Raw genomic sequence first — 14,544 nt, forward strand, 5'->3', positions numbered from 1 at the left:
GGACGGCAAATCGAATGAGGGCGCTCCGCGAGAGACGCAAGGCCGCTGGATTGCGCGAAGTGCGGCTGGTGGTGCCAGACGCCCGTCTCACGACGACGCGGCGGCGCGTCGCCGAGCAGGTCGCTCGTCTCGACCCCAGTGCCGAAGAAGATGCTATGCGATGGGTCGAGGCCGTCGCGGAGTTCGACGAATCCAAGTGACGGACACGCCCAGCCTCACACGGGGGGACGTGGTCCTGGTCTCTGCGAGCGGCGACTATGGCAAACCGAGACCAGCTGTCGTGGTCCAGACGGACGCGATGCCGCCAGCCCACGCTTCGGTCGTGGTCTGCCCAATGACATCGGAACTGGTCGAGGCGCGGGATTTCCGTGTCGATATCGAACCGTCAGGCCAGAATGGTCTGCGGCTGCCATCTCAGGTGATGGCAGACAAACCGGTCACCATCAGGCGCGCGAAGATATCCACCATCATCGGCAGGCTGGACGATGGAGACATGGGCCGGGTCTCGACCGCCCTCGCCTTCGTCTTGGGTTTCGGCGACTGACCTGCCGTCTACTCCGCCGCCTGGACGTAGCCCAGCTTGGCGTTGAGCTTGTCGATGAGGTCGATGGCGGCGTCGGCGATGGGCGTGCCCGGCGGGAAGATCGACGAGGCGCCGGCGGCATAGAGCGCGTCGAAGTCCTGAGGCGGGATGACGCCGCCAACGACGATCATGATGTCCTCGCGGCCCTGCTTGGCCAGTTCCGCCTTGAGCTCCGGCACCAGAGTCAGGTGGCCGGCGGCGAGCGAGGAGACGCCGACGCAGTGGACGTCGTTCTCGATCGCCTGCTTGGCGGCCTCCCCCGGGGTTGCGAAGAGCGGCCCGATATCGACGTCGAAGCCGAGATCGGCGAAGGCCGAGGCGATGACCTTCTGTCCCCTGTCATGGCCGTCCTGGCCGACCTTGGCGACGAGGATGCGGGGGCGGCGGCCCTCGTTCTCGGCGAAGGCCTCGACCATGTGCTGGACCTTCGAGACGTTCTCGTTCATCGCGCCGACCTCGCGCTTGTAGACGCCGGAAATGGCCTTGATCTCGGCCTTGTGGCGGCCGAACACCTTCTCCATCGCATCCGACATCTCGCCGACCGTCGCCTTGGCGCGGGCGGCATTGATGGCGAGCGCGAGCAGGTTGCCGTTGCCGGCGGCTCCGGCGGTCAGCGCGTCGAGCGCCGCCTGGACCTCGGCCGGATTGCGCTCGGCGCGCAGGCGCTTCAGCTTCTCGATCTGGCTGGCGCGCACGGCCGAGTTGTCGACCTTCAGCACGTCGATGGGCTTCTCGCCGTCGGGGCGGAACTTGTTGACCCCGATGACCGACTGCACGCCGGAATCGATACGCGCCTGGGTCTTGGCCGCGGCCTCTTCGATGCGCAACTTGGGGATGCCGGCATCAATCGCCTTGGCCATGCCGCCAAGGGCCTCGACCTCCTGGATATGCTCCCACGCCTTGGCAGCAAGGTCGGCGGTGAGGCGCTCGACATAGAGCGAGCCGCCCCAGGGATCGATGATCCGGGTCGTGCCGCTCTCCTGCTGCAGGAAGAGCTGGGTGTTGCGGGCGATGCGGGCGGAGAAGTCGGTCGGCAGCGCCAGCGCCTCGTCGAGGGCGTTGGTGTGCAGCGACTGGGTGTGGCCCTGCGTTGCCGCCATGGCCTCGATCTGGGTGCGCACGACGTTGTTGAACACATCCTGGGCGGTCAGCGACCAGCCGGAGGTCTGCGAGTGCGTGCGCAGCGGCAGCGACTTGTCGCTCTTCGGGTCGAACTGCTTGACGAGCTTGGCCCAGAGGAGGCGCGCGGCGCGGAGCTTTGCCACCTCCATGAAGAAGTTCATACCGATGGCCCAGAAGAAGGAGAGCCGCGGCGCGAATTGGTCGACCGTCATGCCGGCGGCGATGCCGGCGCGGATATATTCGACGCCATCGGCCAGCGTGTAGGCGAGCTCGAGGTCTTGCGTCGCCCCGGCCTCCTGCATGTGATAGCCGGAAATCGAGATCGAATTGTACTTCGGCATCTCCTTCGCCGTGTGGGCGAAGATGTCGGAGATGATCCGCATCGAGGGCTTGGGCGGATAAATGTAGGTGTTGCGGACCATGAACTCCTTGAGGATGTCGTTCTGGATGGTCCCGGAGAGCTTGGACTGCGGCACGCCCTGCTCTTCCGCCGCGGCGATGTAGAGCGCGAGGATCGGCAACACCGCGCCGTTCATGGTCATGGACACACTCATCTGGTCCAGCGGGATGCCGGAGAACAGCGTGCGCATGTCGTAGATGCTGTCGATGGCGACGCCCGCCATGCCCACATCGCCGGAAACGCGGGGATGGTCGGAGTCATAGCCGCGGTGGGTGGCGAGGTCGAAGGCGACCGACAGGCCCTTCTGTCCGGCGGCCAGGTTGCGCCGGTAGAAGGCGTTGGAATCCTCGGCCGTGGAGAAGCCGGCATATTGCCGGATCGTCCAGGGCTGGTTCACGTACATGGTGGGATAGGGGCCGCGCAGGAACGGCTTGATCCCCGGATAGGTGTCGAGGAAGTCGATGCCGGCAAGGTCCGCCTGCGTGTGGACCGGGCGCACGGCGATCTCTTCCGGCGTCAGCCAGGTCGCGCCGCCGCTCGCGACGGGCGTGGCGTCGGCGAAATCGATGGTGGTGAAATCGGGGATGCGGGTCATGGCCGTCTCCTCACGCATCCAGCGCCGCATGGGCGCGGTTCAGGAAGTCTAGCACGTCGCCGCCGGCGAAGACGAAACCGTCGATGCCGGCCGCCTTGAGACCCTCCTCGAGGTCGCCGGGGCGACCCGCGAGCCAGAGCTGTTTCGCTCCCGCCCCCTTGAGGGCCTCCGCGACATGGGCTGCCTCGGCCGCATAGAGCTCGTCGGAGGAGCAGAGGCAGGCGATGGTGGCGCCGCTCGCCGCGAAGGCGTCGCGGATCGCCGCGACATCGGCAAAGCCTGAGGGGATCGGCGCATCGAAGCCGCCGGCCTCGAAGAGGTTGCGGGCGAAGGTGGCGCGCGCCGTGAAGGCGGCGACGGGGCCGATCACGGCGAGGAACACCTTCGGCCGCGTGCCGGTCGCGGCGGTCACCGCGTCGAGCTTCGCCCTGAGCGCCTCGAAGGGCTCGGCGAGGCGGATCGGCGCGAGGGCCTCGACGAAGATCGTGTCGCTCTTCAGCCTCGACAGGGCCGAACGGATGGCGCCCGACGCGAAAGCCTTCACCTGCGCCTCGAAGCGCTCGCCCCTGGCCGCGGCCGGCAGGTCGATCGGCGCGGCGCCCCGGCGGGTCTCGCGCTTCGGCGCGGCGAGCACCTCGGGCACCGTCTCATGGACATTGGGGAATTCGGAGGCACCCGTCAGCGGCTCGCGGCGCTTGGCGATGGCGGCGGCGCGCTCGGCGCGCACCTTGGCCACGGCCGGCTGGACGAGGTTGGCGGACAGGGCGGCGACGATGCCGCCGGCCTTCTCCCACTCCTGGAACTGGGCCCAGGCCCGCTTACAGAGCTCGTCGGTCAGCGCCTCCATGCCGCCGGAGCCGGCGGCGGGGTCGGCGACGCGGTGGAGGTTCGATTCCTCAATGAGGATGAGCTGGGTGTTGCGGGCGATGCGGCGCGCGAAGGCATCGGGAAGGCCGATGGCGGCGGTCCAGGGCTCGACCACGACGTGATCCGCGCCGCCGACACCGGCGGCGAAGACCGCGGTGGTGGTGCGCAGCCAGTTCACGGCCGGGTCGACGCGGGTGAGCATGCGCCAGGCCGTCTCGGCATGGAGGTCGAGATGGGAGGGCGCAAGGCCGCAAGCCGTCTCGAGCCGCGCCCAGAGCTTGCGCATGGCGCGGACCTTGGCGGTCGAGAGGAACTGGTCGGCATCGACCGAGAGCACGACGGACAGCGCCTGCGCCGCCTCCGCCAGGGGCAGGCCGGCCGCCTCCAGCATGCGCCAGTACTGCACGGCGGAGCCGAGCACATAGGCGAGCTCCTGCACCTCCGAGCCGCCGGCATCGTGGATGACGCGGCCATCGGCGACGAGCTGCGTGCCGCCGAAGCCACGGCGCCGCAGGGCGAGCACCGCGTCAGAGGCCTTGGCCGCAGCGCCGGTCCAATCCTCCAGCGTGCCGCGGCGGGCGAAGGCGCCAACGGGATCGATGCCGAAGGCGATGGTGAGCGAGGCCGGATCGATGCCATCGCGCTCGGCCTTCGCCGCCAGCATGGCCGCGACATGGCCGGCAGAGGTTCCGGCATCGATGCGAACGGGGATGAGGTCGAGCATCACGCCCGCCAGCAGGGCATCGAGATCCGCGAGGCCATCGATCACCATGGCATCGCCGCGCCGGTCGCCGATGGCGCCGCGGGTGACAATGGTGAGGCCCGAGGCGCCGCCCGAGAGGTCCTCCAGCGCCAGGCCGTTGGCGGCGGCGGGATCGGGATGATCGGCGCGCTGGGCGACCGTCCAGGGCAGGCCGGGGGCGCGGGCGGCAAGCGGGGCAGCGCCGGCCTTGCGCGGATACAGCGGCTGGACGGCGATGCCATCGGCGGTGCGGCCCACCAGCACCTTGTCGAAGGGCTTGCCCTTCAGCACGGCGTCGACGGCCGCGCGCCAGGCGGCTTCCGTCGCGGGCGGGAACTCGGAGGCGAGCGCGAGAGATGCGTCGGGCGAGGTCATGGTGTCGGTCATGCAGCTTCGATGCCACGAAGAATGCCCGACAGGAAGGCGTCCTTTGGGCGGAGCGGGGCGCCTCGCCGGAACGGGGCGATGCCTTTACCGCCCGTTAACCATGATCGCCGCACATCTGGAGCGAAACCACAGGCTGCAGCGGGGTTCGCATGAAGGTAGTGATCCTGGCCGGCGGCGGCGGCACGCGCATGGCGTCCGATGGCGACCTCGCGCCGAAACCCATGCTGGAGATCGGCGGACGGCCGATCCTCTGGCACATCATGCGCAGCTTCCGCCTGCAGGGCTTCGACGATTTCATCGTCGCTGCCGGGTCGCAGGGAGACAAGATCAAGCGCTTCTTCCTCGATGCCGTCGACACGGCCGGGGATCTCGAGATCGACGCGGGGCGCGGCCATGTCGCCCGCTCGGGCGGCGCCGACGATGACTGGCGGGTGCGCATCGTTGATACGGGCGCTCACACGGAGACCGGCGGGCGCGTCGCGCGGCTGCGGCCGCTCCTCGAGGCCGAACCCTTCATCGTCACCTATGGCGACAGCGTCAGCGATGTCGATGTCGCCGCCGTCGTCGAGCAGCACCGCCGCCGCGGCCACCTGGTGACGGTCACCGCCGTGCGCCCGCCCTCGCGCTTCGGCGGCATCCGCTTCGATGGCGACAAGGTCGCGGGCTTCGTCGAGAAGCCGCAGATCGGCGAGGGCTGGATCAATGGCGGCTTCGCCGTCTTCGACCCCGCCGTCTTCGACCATCCGGCAATGGCCGGCGATGGCGCGACCCTCAATGGCCTGTTCGAGACGCTGACGCAGGAAAAGCGCCTCGGCGGCTACCGGCACGAAGGCTTCTGGCTCGCCGCCGACACGCTGCGCGCGCTGAAGCTGCTGGAGGGCCTGTGGGAGAACGGCGATGCGCCGTGGATGCGCCCTCCCCTCGCCGGCACGGCCTCGCCGGAGCTGATGGCGTCATGAAGGTCGTCGATTGCGGGCGCGCGCGGCTCTACGACATTGTCGGCGAGGTCTTTGCTGCGGCCGGACGCCGCCCCGCCATGATCGAACTCGGCGTGCACAAGGGCGACAATGCCCTGCGCCTGATGGAGGCGTTGAGGCCACGCCACAGCGTGCTGGTCGATGCCTGGAGCGCGGAGGCGCTCGCCACCTATTCGCATTTCGACAAGCTGCCGCCCTGGATCCTGCCGCTCACCGCCTTCGAGCGCTATTTCGGCGGCAGCCTCTCCGACCAGGCGACCTTCGACCGGACCTACGAGACGGCCTGCCAGCGCTTCGCCGGTCGCGGCGATGTCGAGATCATCCGCGCCGACACGATCTCCGGCTTCGCGCAGGTGCGCGACAGTCACGGGGATGGGGCCTTCGACTTCATCTATGTCGATGCCAACCACCAATACGAATATGTGCTGCGCGACCTGCTCTACTACCAGCACCTGCTGTCGGCCGACGGCGTGATGATGCTGAACGATTGCTGCCACAGCCAGAAGGGCATGAACCAGAACCTCGGCGTGCTGGAGGCCGTCGGAAACTTCATGAAGCGGGCGGATTTCACGCCCATCGCGCTCACCAGCACGGACATGAGCGACCTGATCATCGCCCGGGAGGGTTCAGCCGTCGCAAAGGCGCTCGATGCGGCCATCGACGCCTCCGACATCGGCTTCGTCGAGGTCATGCCGCAGATGCTGCCGGCGGCCCACATCCGCGTCAGCCCCGCGGGCAAGACGCGGGTGAGCTTCGCCTAAAGGCCACGCGGCGGCAGGCGGGTGACGCCGGTGGCGTCGATCCGCGCCGCAAGCTCCCGCACCGTTGCCTCGCCGATCCGCCAGTCCGGCGCGATCTCCAGCAGCGGCACCAGCACGAAGGCGCGCTCGGCCATGCGCGGGTGCGGCAGGGTCAGGTCGTCCTCGCGCAGGACAAGGTCGCCATAGGCGAGGATGTCGATATCGACGGGACGGGGCCCCCAGCGCCGCCCGGTGGCGCGGTCGCGACCGAGCGCAGCCTCGACGGCGAGCGCGCGGGCGAGCAGGTCACGGGGCGCGAGCGCGGTCTCGACCTTCAGGCAGAGGTTCACGAAGGCCGGCTGGTCGGTGACGCCCCAGGGCGGCGTCTCATAGTCGGAGGAGCGGGCGAGCATCTTCACCGCCGCGCCATCGCAGAAGTCCGCCACAGCGCGGTCGAGCGTTGCGCGCACGTCACCGACATTGCCGCCAAGGCCGAGGAGCGCGAGCGCCATCAGGCAGCGCGCCGGCGGGTCATGGTGACCCCCACATCGCCGAAGATGGCGGCGATGGGGGCATGCGGCTTGTGGACGGTGACGGTGATCGCCGCGATGGCGGGAAAGGCGGACAGGATCGCCTCGGCCACGGCGCCGGCGGCCGCCTCCAGCAGCTTGAAATTGCGCGCCTTGAAGGTGCTCAGCGTCACCTCAGCCACATCGGCATAGGAGACCGTGTCGGCGAGATGGTCGCTCGCGGCAGCGCGGGCGAGGTCAATCTCCATGTCGAGATCGATGACGAAGCGCTGGCCGACCTCGCTCTCGTGGGAGAGCAAGCCGTGATGGGCATGGACCAGCAGGCCCTTGAGGAAGATGCGGTCGTTCATGCGGCGGCTCCCAGTGCCGAGCGCACCTTCAGCGCCTGCACGGTTTCGCGCACGTCATGGGCGCGGATGATGGCGGCCCTGGCCTCGGCCGCATGCAGATGGGCGGCGAGCGAGCCGCCGATCCGCGCGGTGACGGGAGAGGGGTCGATGCGGTCGATGAAGCGCTTGCGCGACGCGCCGACGAGGATCGGCAGGCCAAGCTGGTGCAGCGCTTTCACCTTTGCCAGCGCTTCGATGCTCTGGTCCGGCGTCTTGCCGAAGCCGATACCGGGATCGACGGCGATGCGGTCGCGGGCAATGCCGGAGCCTTCCGCAATGGCGACGGAGCGGGCGAGGAAGGCGACCATGTCGGCGACGATGTCGATGGCCGGGTCGGCGTCGTCACGGTTGTGCATGACGATGACGGGCACCCCGCGTTCGGCCACCAGCGGCGCCATGGCGGGGTCGCGCTGCAGGCCCCAGACATCGTTGACGATCACCGCCCCCTGGTCGAGGGCCCAGCGGGCGACATCGGCCTTGATCGTGTCGATGGAGACGGGAAGCCCCAGGCGGATGACGGCAGGAAGGACCGGCGCGAGGCGGGCAATCTCCGCGTCGCGGTCCACCGGCTTCTGGCCGGGATAGGGCCGGGTCGATTCCGCGCCGATGTCGAGAATGTCCGCGCCGTCGGCCGCCATCTGCTCGGCGTGGCGGATGGCGACGGCCGGGTCGAAGAACTGGCCGCCGTCGGAGAAGGAATCGGGCGTGACGTTGAGAATGCCCATGACCGCCGGCCGGTCGGCCCGCAGGAAGCGGGCGAGCGGCCCGGCGGCGGCCGGGGCAGAAGCGGGGATTGCGGTCATGGCGGCAGGCTTGGACGCCATCCCCGCCCGGCTGTCAACAACCCGGGAGGCGAGGTCTCAGACGAACTGCGACAGGCCGGGGGTGTTGGCGACGATCTGGCCCATCACATCCTCGCCAGCGTTCTCGCGGCCGAAGGCCATGAGCTCCTTGCCGACCGTGGAGATCTGGCCCATGTCGAGGCCGGCGCCCATCAGGTTGGCGCCGAGGCCCATGATGCCGCCGCCCATCAGGCCGCCCATCATGCCCATCAGGCCGCCGCCACCGCCGCCCTCGCTCTGGGCGATGAGGTCGGTGGCGCCGGGCAGCGCGGCGAGCATCTGCTGAACCTGCTCCTGCGGGCCTTCCTTCTGCAGGAAGCCAAGGATCATGCCCACGGCCTTGGCGGCGAGGCCCTCGTCGAGGCCAGCGGCGGCGGCGACGCGGGTGATGAGGTCCTGGATCATGATCGTCTCCCGATGCGGCGGATGGCAAACGGCCCCGCCCGTTGCGGCGCACTATGGCCAAGGGTCGAACCTGCGGCAAGCGACGTTCCGCCGCCCGTGGCGATGTGCTTCACTCGGGGCCTAGACCGTGGAGGAAACAGGACCATGACAGTCGCCAGCCCGATCCCGACCAGCACCACGCCCGCCTATGACCGCTCCAGCGTCGAGGCGGTGGTGCAGCTCTATTTCGACGGCCTGCATGAGGGCGATGTCGCCAAGCTCGGCGCCGCCTTCCACCCCACCGCCGACCTGCGCTGGCAGGAGAACGGCGAGTTCCAGATGATCGGCTACCAGGACTGGCTCGACCGTGTCGCCAAGCGCCCCTCGGCCAAGTCGCAGGGCCATGCGCGGCACGATTTCATCGTGACGGTCGACCGGTCGGACGAGAGCACCGCCTTCGTGAAGGTGCATTGCGCCCTGCCGCCGCGCTTCTTCACCGACTATCTCGTCCTGCTGAAACTGACGGATGGCTGGCGGATCGTCTCGAAGGCCTATCGCTACGAGACGCGGTGAGACGCGGGCGGGCGGTGTGAATGGAGGACACGTCCGATCCGCCGCCGCGCATCCCGCCCCGCCTCAAATCAGCGCCGAAGGTTCGCCAGCTTTACTGGTGCGACTTCCCAAGGGAGAGGCCGCGCGGCTATAATGTTGCTACTTACGGCGCGCGAGAGCGTGTCCGCTTCCCGCAAGGGAACTACGAACCAAAGGGGACCTCGCGGTCCCCTTTGGCATCTCTGGTTTCAGCACATGTTCGGCTGGGCGGCGCAGGCGACGCGGGCGCGGACGAGGTTCTCGCGCAGCTTCTCAAGACCCACGGCGCCGACCACGACCTCCTCGCCCACCACATAGGTCGGCGTGCCGTTGATGCGCAGCAGCTCGGCGAGGCGCATGTTCTCGGCGAGCACCTGCTGCACCTGCGGCGACTGCATGTCGCGCTGCAGGCGCGCCATGTCGGCGCCGACCTCGCGGGCGACCTCGAGGGCGCGGGCGCCATTGGCCTGGCCGCGGCCGCCGAGCAGCTTCTGGTGAAATTCGAGGTACTTGGGCGCGGCGAGCTGCATCTTCAGCGCCACGGCGACATTGGCGGCCTCGATGGAGCCGGGACCGAGCACCGGGAAATCCTTGAGGACGACGCGCAGGCGCGAATCCGAACGCAGCAGCTCCATCATCTCGGGGAGCGCGCGCTTGCAGAAGCCGCAGTTGTAATCGAAGAACTCGACCAGGGTGATGTCACCCTGCGGGTTGCCGAGCACGATCTGGTTCGGCGAGCGGTAGAGCGCATCGCGGTTGGCGGCGAAGGCCGCGGCCCGGGCGCGGTCCTCAGCCTGGGCCTGGCGCTTCTCCAACTCGACCAGCGCCTCCTGCAGGATCTCGGGATTGCGCAGCAGGTACTCGCGCACGATGGCTTCGATCCGCTGCCGCTCGGCGGGGCTGGCCTCAGGCGCCTGCGCCATCACGGGCGCGGCAAGGGCGAAAAGGGCCGCGAGGGCCGGAGCGATCAGGCGCTTGAACATGAACATGTCCTTAGTTGCGCCGCTGGCGCTGATTGAAGATGTCCTCGGCGATCAGCCAGCCCGGCGATCCCGTGGGTAGGGACCCCTGGGCGCGGCGGGCGAGGCCGCGGGCCGTCTGGACGTCGCCGGAGTGATACGCGGCCTGTGCGGCGGCGAGATCTGCCTGGCCGCGGTCGTTCTTGCGGCCATAGGCGATGGCGAGCTGGCGATAGCCGTCGCCGGCCTCCGGCTCGGCCTGCAGCGCGAGGCGCAATTCGCGGATGGCCTCGTCCAGCACGGCATTGTTGCCGGAAGCAACGAGGGCATGGCCGAGCATGATGCGGATCAGGCCGGAATTCGGCGCCAGGGCCACGGCGCGCCGCAGGGCCGGGATGGCGGCGGCGGGCTGGCCGGTCTCCAAGAGAATCTGGCCCTTGATCTCGTGAAAATAGGGGTTGTTCGGCTGCGAGCGGATGAGGTCGTCGGCCATGGCGGCGGCGCGGTTGCGGTCGCCGAAGCGGAACATCTGGATGGTGCGGGCATAGCGCGCCGGCAGCGAGGTGTCGGAGGGCGGGTAGCGCCGGACGATGGCGTCGGAGCGGTCGAGGAAGCCGGCGAGCTTGGCCCGCGCCAGCTGGTGGCGGGCCTCGAGGGCCGGCGGATCGGTGCGGTTGTAATGGGGGCTCGCCTTGGCCAGCGGCTCGATGATGGCGATGCGGTCGGCCGGCATGGGATGGCTGACCGCATAGGGGTCGACATGCCGGGCGATGAACATGCTCTCGTTGTGCAGGCGCCGGAAGGTCTCGACCATGCCCTTGGCGGACTGGCCGGTGGCGTTGAGATAGGTGATGGCGGCGCGATCGGCGGCCGCCTCCTCGCCACGCTGGTAGGACAGGAGCGAGCGCATGCCGATCTGCGCGCCGGCGGTGATGGCGCCCGGCGCCGCCTCGCCGACGCCGCTGCTGCGGGCGCCGCCGCTCGCGGCACCAGCCGCAACTCCGGCCGCGCCCACCAGCATGCCGATGGCGGCGATGACCTGGGCGCGCTCGACGGCCTCGCGCAGGCGGGCGAGATGGCCGCCGGCGATATGGCCGGTCTCGTGGGCCATGACGCCGATGAGCTCATTGGGGCTGCGGCTGTCGAGGATGGCGCCGGCATTGATGAAGATGCGGCGGCCATTGGCGACGAAGGCGTTGAAGGCGCGGCTGTTGACAATGACGACGTTGGTCTGGCTGCCGCCGACATTGGCGACACGGAACAGCGGCCGGGCATAGTCGCGCAGCAGGTTCTCGATCTCGGTGTCGCGGATGATCGGCAGGCCGGCCGGCATCTGCGCGCGCGCCGGCACAACCGCCAGCAGGCCGGTCAGGGCCGCGATGGCCAGCCGGGCGGTCGATCGCAAGGGCATGCGCATGGTCATGGGGCCGAATCCTTAAGGAGCCGGTCGGCGAGGGTCAACGTTGCGCCTGGTCACGACCCGGCGAGGCCGTGACCGGTCGCGTCGGCTGTGATAGGCGCTGTCGCGCTCTCATGAGCGCCCAAGCGGGCGAAACCATGACGCCCGACGCCCTCGCAGGACGAAATCGCCATGTCGCGCATCGATACCGCCCTCTCGCTGCTGACGCCGACCCGGCGCGGCTCCGTGGCGCCTTTTCTCGTCATGGACGTGATGACGGCGGCCGCCAAGGCCGAAGCCGAGGGCAAAAGCGTCATCCACATGGAGGTCGGCCAGCCGGCCGCCCCGACCCCGCTCTCCATCCGCGAGGCGGCGGCCAAGGCGCTCATGCAGGGCCAGATCGGCTACACGCTGGCCCTTGGCATCCCGGACCTGCGCCAGCGCATCGCCCGCCACTATGCCGAGACCCATGGGGTCGAGGTGCCTATCGGCCGGATCGCCGTGACGATGGGCTCGTCCTCGGCCTTCATCCTATCCTTCCTCGCCCTGTTCGAGCATGGCGCGCGGGTGGCCATCGCCAGCCCCGGCTACCCCGCTTACAAGAACATCCTGGAGGCGCTGGGCTGCGAGGTCGTCTTCATCGAGACGACCGCGGCGACGCGCTGGGCGGTGACGCCGGACATGCTCGCCGCCGAGCACGCCCGCAAGAAGCTCGACGGCATCCTCATCGCCAGCCCCGCCAATCCGACCGGCACGATGATGACGCCCGAGGCGCTGAAGGCGCTGATCGAGGCCTCGCGGGACCTCGGCATCCGCTTCATCTCCGACGAGATCTATCACGGCCTCTCCTACGAGATGCCCTGCCACACGGCGCTGGAGACGAGCGACGACGTGGTCGTGATCAACTCCTTCTCCAAGTACTACTGCATGACCGGTTGGCGCATCGGCTGGATGGTGGTGCCGGAGAGCCTTGCCCGTTCGGTGGAGTGCCTGGCGCAGAACCTCTTCATCTCGGCGCCGCAGCTCTCTCAGGTGGCGGCGCTGGCCGCCTTCGACGCGACCGCCGAGCTCGAGGTCATCAAGGCGGGCTATGCCGCCAACCGGCGCGTGCTGCTGGACGGGCTGCCGAGGGCCGGGCTCGACCGGCTGCTGCCCGTGGACGGGGCCTTCTACGTCTATGCGGACGTCGCGAAGTACACGAACGACAGCCTGGACTTTGCCAGGCGGATGCTGGCCGAGACCGGCATTGCCGCGACGCCGGGCCCGGATTTCGACCCCTATGGCGGGATGCATGCCATCCGCTTCTCCTTCGCCGGCTCGACGGCGGACATGGAGGAGGCAGTGCGGCGGCTGGGTCAGTGGTTGAAGTAGAGCGACCGCCACGATCCGGCCGGGCTCGCGCTGGCCTCATCGTCATGCCCGGGCTTGTCCCGGGTGTCCACGACTTGACCACCGCCCTTCGACTCATTCGTGGATGCCCGGGACAAGCCCGGGCATGACGGAACCGTGGCGCCAAGTACCCAGACGGTCCAGTCGCCCAAGGCCCCTTGCCCAAGCTGGGGCGGATAGGGTCGAGTGAGGCTCCCTGCGAGACCTGACCATGACCACCCTTCTCGTCACCGGCTTCGGCCCCTTCCCCGGCTGGGAGCGCAATCCGACACCCGCGATGGTCAAGGCGGTGACGGCCCTGCGCCTGCCCGGCGTCCGCATCGTCGGGCACGTGTTCAACACGGTCTATGCCGAGGTCGAGCGCGACCTGCCCGCACTCATCGCCCGCCACAGGCCGGACGCGGTGCTGCTCTTCGGCCTCGCCGGCCGCACCGGCCATGTCCGCATCGAGAAGCACGCCCACAATGTCACGACGCGGCGGGTGCCGGACGCCTCCGGCGCCTTCCACGCGAGCGCAGACATCCGCGCCGACGCGGCCTGGCGGGTGCCGACCGGCTTTGCCTGCGGACCGCTGGTGGCGCGGCTGCGGCGCGCCGGACTCAACGCCCGCCCCTCGCCCTCGGCAGGGGACTATCTCTGCAATTTCTCCTACTGGCTGGCGCTGGAGGCGGTGGCGCGCCACGAGGTGAAGCGGGCGCTCTTCGTCCATGTGCCGCTGCCGCTTCCCATGGGGCGATCCGCCCGCGGCGCCTTCACGCGGCGGATGACGACGGCCGACCTCGCGGCGGTGGCACGCGAGGCGGCGGCGGCCATCACCGGACGCTCCGCCTATTTCACGAAGCCACTGCGCAGGCCCCTCGCCCACTCTGCCCGGCCATAGACCTCGGCCTGCCGGGCGGCGGCCTCCCACTCATAGGCGACAGCGATGCCGTCGACGGCAGCGACCGCGCCGTCGCGCAGGGTCACGATGGCGTAGCGGGCGTGAGGCGAGCCGGCCTCGGAGACATGGGCGTCGGGCGGCGTCGGATCCGAATAGGCGGGCTGGCCGACGCTTCCGGGATTGACCACCGTCAGGCCGTCGAGCGTCAGCAACCGCGGCAGGTGGCTGTGGCCGCAGAGCACGAGGCGCGTACCCCCAAGATCGCCGAGGCGGCTGCGGATCACCGGCGCGTCCGACTGGACGAGGCGACCGCCCTGCTTGTCCTCCATGAGATAGGTGTTGTCGTCGGCGGGCGTCGCATGGAACAGGCGAACGGCAACGCCGCCGACATTAAGGTCGAGGCTCATCGGCAGGCCGGCGAGCCAGGCGCGTTGGGCCTCGCCCAGCTGCTCGCGGGCGAGCTTGTCCGAGAAATAGAGCGCCTCGCCCTCGGCCTCGATGACCCATCGGTCGTGGTTGCCGCGCACCGTCGGCAGGCCGAGCGCCATGAGCCGCGCCGCCGTCTCGGCCGGCCAGAGCGGACCTGAGACGCAGTCGCCCAGATTGACGGTGAGGTCGACGCCGCGGGCGGCGATGTCGGCGAGAACGGCGTCGAGGGCGAGGAGATTGCCGTGGATGTCGGCGATGGCGGCGAGGCGCATGCGGAAGGTCCTGATGGGAGGGCCCACCATCGGGCCGGCCCGGCGGCCGGACAACCGCCATCGCTGC

General features: G+C 69.4%; 16 protein-coding genes. 7 read left to right on the forward strand and 9 right to left on the reverse strand.

Annotated elements, in window-relative coordinates; translation table 11 throughout:
• Window positions 1-14: 14 nt before the first annotated feature.
• Window positions 15-200, forward strand: coding sequence for an antitoxin MazE-like protein (locus tag C8P69_RS04425; protein WP_108174669.1), 186 nt, complete (start codon window positions 15-17; stop codon window positions 198-200).
• Window positions 161-544 (forward strand): type II toxin-antitoxin system PemK/MazF family toxin, encoded by a 384-nt coding sequence (locus tag C8P69_RS04430; protein ID WP_108174670.1) that lies wholly within the window; start codon window positions 161-163, stop codon window positions 542-544. Before C8P69_RS04425 ends, C8P69_RS04430 begins: the two co-directional genes overlap by 40 nt.
• An 8-nt stretch (window positions 545-552) precedes the next feature.
• Here the strand turns inward: C8P69_RS04430 and scpA are convergent, their stop codons facing one another.
• The gene (gene scpA, locus C8P69_RS04435) at window positions 553-2,700 is read right to left on the reverse strand and encodes a methylmalonyl-CoA mutase (RefSeq protein ID WP_108175502.1); all 2,148 of its coding nucleotides are present in this window, start codon (window positions 2,698-2,700) and stop codon (window positions 553-555) included.
• Between the two features lie 10 nt (window positions 2,701-2,710).
• Complete coding sequence (locus tag C8P69_RS04440; RefSeq protein WP_245901866.1) at window positions 2,711-4,696, reverse strand: methylmalonyl-CoA mutase subunit beta; 1,986 nt, start codon at window positions 4,694-4,696, stop codon at window positions 2,711-2,713.
• A gap of 149 nt (window positions 4,697-4,845) precedes the next feature.
• Between C8P69_RS04440 and C8P69_RS04445 the strand changes: the two genes are divergently transcribed.
• Both C8P69_RS04445 and C8P69_RS04450 read left to right on the forward strand, forming a co-directional pair.
• Window positions 4,846-5,655, forward strand: a complete 810-nt coding sequence (locus tag C8P69_RS04445) for a sugar phosphate nucleotidyltransferase (protein WP_108174671.1) — start codon at window positions 4,846-4,848, stop codon at window positions 5,653-5,655.
• The gene (locus tag C8P69_RS04450) at window positions 5,652-6,434 is read left to right on the forward strand and encodes a class I SAM-dependent methyltransferase (protein WP_108174672.1); all 783 of its coding nucleotides are present in this window, start codon (window positions 5,652-5,654) and stop codon (window positions 6,432-6,434) included. Before C8P69_RS04445 ends, C8P69_RS04450 begins: the two co-directional genes overlap by 4 nt.
• Here C8P69_RS04450 and folK read toward each other — a convergent pair.
• From folK to C8P69_RS04470, 4 genes are read right to left on the reverse strand one after another with little or no spacing between them, the layout of a single operon-like run.
• Window positions 6,431-6,925, reverse strand: a complete 495-nt coding sequence (folK, locus tag C8P69_RS04455; RefSeq protein WP_108174673.1) for a 2-amino-4-hydroxy-6-hydroxymethyldihydropteridine diphosphokinase — start codon at window positions 6,923-6,925, stop codon at window positions 6,431-6,433. The genes C8P69_RS04450 and folK overlap by 4 nt on opposite strands.
• Window positions 6,925-7,293, reverse strand: a complete 369-nt coding sequence (folB, locus tag C8P69_RS04460) for a dihydroneopterin aldolase (protein WP_108174674.1) — start codon at window positions 7,291-7,293, stop codon at window positions 6,925-6,927. Before folB ends, folK begins: the two co-directional genes overlap by 1 nt.
• Window positions 7,290-8,135: a dihydropteroate synthase gene (folP, locus tag C8P69_RS04465; protein ID WP_108175506.1), complete on the reverse strand. Its 846-nt coding sequence runs from the start codon at window positions 8,133-8,135 to the stop codon at window positions 7,290-7,292. Before folP ends, folB begins: the two co-directional genes overlap by 4 nt.
• A gap of 57 nt (window positions 8,136-8,192) precedes the next feature.
• On the reverse strand, window positions 8,193-8,576 hold the full coding sequence (locus C8P69_RS04470) for a DUF2267 domain-containing protein (protein WP_108175508.1): 384 nt from the start codon (window positions 8,574-8,576) through the stop codon (window positions 8,193-8,195).
• A gap of 147 nt (window positions 8,577-8,723) precedes the next feature.
• Here C8P69_RS04470 and C8P69_RS04475 point away from each other — a divergent pair, with 147 nt between their 5' ends.
• A complete protein-coding gene (locus tag C8P69_RS04475) occupies window positions 8,724-9,131 on the forward strand; it encodes a nuclear transport factor 2 family protein (protein ID WP_108174675.1) in 408 nt (135 codons plus the stop codon).
• A 227-nt stretch (window positions 9,132-9,358) separates the two neighbouring features.
• Here the strand turns inward: C8P69_RS04475 and C8P69_RS04480 are convergent, their stop codons facing one another.
• Entirely contained in the window at window positions 9,359-10,132 is a 774-nt protein-coding gene (locus tag C8P69_RS04480; RefSeq protein WP_425440739.1) for a DsbA family protein, read from the reverse strand.
• Between the two features lie 10 nt (window positions 10,133-10,142).
• Window positions 10,143-11,531, reverse strand: coding sequence for a M48 family metalloprotease (locus tag C8P69_RS04485; protein ID WP_108174677.1), 1,389 nt, complete (start codon window positions 11,529-11,531; stop codon window positions 10,143-10,145).
• 168 nt (window positions 11,532-11,699) lie between these two features.
• Between C8P69_RS04485 and C8P69_RS04490 the strand changes: the two genes are divergently transcribed.
• Together C8P69_RS04490 and C8P69_RS04495 are read left to right on the forward strand one after the other, a co-directional pair.
• Window positions 11,700-12,878, forward strand: coding sequence for a pyridoxal phosphate-dependent aminotransferase (locus C8P69_RS04490; protein ID WP_108174678.1), 1,179 nt, complete (start codon window positions 11,700-11,702; stop codon window positions 12,876-12,878).
• 229 nt (window positions 12,879-13,107) lie between these two features.
• A complete protein-coding gene (locus C8P69_RS04495; protein WP_108174679.1) occupies window positions 13,108-13,776 on the forward strand; it encodes a pyroglutamyl-peptidase I in 669 nt (222 codons plus the stop codon).
• Here C8P69_RS04495 and C8P69_RS04500 read toward each other — a convergent pair.
• Window positions 13,725-14,477 (reverse strand): metallophosphoesterase family protein, encoded by a 753-nt coding sequence (locus tag C8P69_RS04500; protein ID WP_108174680.1) that lies wholly within the window; start codon window positions 14,475-14,477, stop codon window positions 13,725-13,727. The two genes, C8P69_RS04495 and C8P69_RS04500, sit on opposite strands and share 52 nt — an antisense overlap.
• Between the last annotated feature and the right edge of the window lie 67 nt (window positions 14,478-14,544).

It is taken from the genome of Phreatobacter oligotrophus (assembly GCF_003046185.1).
Classification (GTDB): domain Bacteria; phylum Pseudomonadota; class Alphaproteobacteria; order Rhizobiales; family Phreatobacteraceae; genus Phreatobacter; species Phreatobacter oligotrophus.